This is a genomic window from Bartonella sp. AP88HLJMH, from assembly GCF_042195605.1.
Taxonomy (GTDB): Bacteria; Pseudomonadota; Alphaproteobacteria; order Rhizobiales; family Rhizobiaceae; genus Bartonella.
In genome coordinates this window covers 1-884 of record NZ_JBHIOR010000100.1, presented here as the reverse complement: position 1 = coordinate 884, position 884 = coordinate 1, and the positions used below count along the sequence as shown (strand labels likewise).

The window sequence follows — 884 nt, the reverse complement described above, 5'->3', positions numbered from 1 at the left end:
TCTGAGACGCGCGAAATTCTTTAGAAAATGGTTTCTTAATTTTGCTCGTCTCATGGAGCCGATAGAGAATGTCTTTGTACATTTAAAACAGTGGCTAACCAAAAACTGAAAGCTTTATCCCCTCCCCGCTTTTGAAACGGGGAGATGAAATCGGTTTTAAAACTAAGCAGCTTTCGTAACAGATGTTGCTAAAACCCGCTTAGCTTCTTTAATGAGGGCTTTATATTTTCTATTCTCTTCATCTACTCTGAAGGCATCAAGAAGACGCATATGAATAGGACCTAAAAGATATAAAACTTTTTCGCCAGCGTTCATACCTTCCCAATAACTTGGCAAATCAAAGCGCGTATCATTATCATAATCAACAGCTTGGTTTTTTAGTTTCTTTTCACACTCAATAAAGTAACGGCGTGCTTGACGTCCTTTCTCATTACGTTCCACCATTGAGAGCTCTTTCGCCATGTCTAAAGTGATGTGGTATTCTGTACTTGGACGACCGCCTTTAGGTTTTACTAAATTTTTAGTAAAACTCACAACGCCTTGATTTTCCTGAAAGGTATTAGGTTTTACTCTTTTTTGAGTAAAACTCACAAAGTCCTGATTTTTTTGAAAAGAATATTCTTCAATCCGTCGTGAAATCCAATCGTTGAAGCGTATATTAACTTCTAAAAACGTATGCAACTCGCGTGCGTGAACAGTTTGAACAGTTTCTTGTCCAATGATTTGTTCTTTAATTTCTATGAGAGTGTTCATAGTGAACTCCTAGTTGTTAGAGGTTTGTTAATGACACTCTAAAAAAGAGTGCCAGGTGCTAACAAACACGGCAACTAGCCCGTCGTTATGCTTTCCCCGTGAAGGTATTTTATAGCATAACCACACCCGAC

General features: G+C 38.2%; 1 protein-coding gene. It reads right to left on the bottom strand.

Annotated features, from left to right (window positions below; genetic code table 11):
* Window positions 1-162 precede the first annotated feature (162 nt).
* Window positions 163-753 carry an antA/AntB antirepressor family protein gene (locus ACFIMA_RS09795; protein ID WP_375693460.1) on the bottom strand — a complete coding sequence of 197 codons (591 nt, stop codon included), beginning with the start codon at window positions 751-753 and terminating at the stop codon, window positions 163-165.
* Window positions 754-884: the final 131 nt, after the last annotated feature.

What these genes read in the sequence shown, in the direction of transcription:
- ACFIMA_RS09795 (WP_375693460.1), bottom strand. Translation starts at nt 753, where the DNA reads ATGAACACTCTCATAGAAATTAAAGAACAAATCATTGGACAAGAAACT.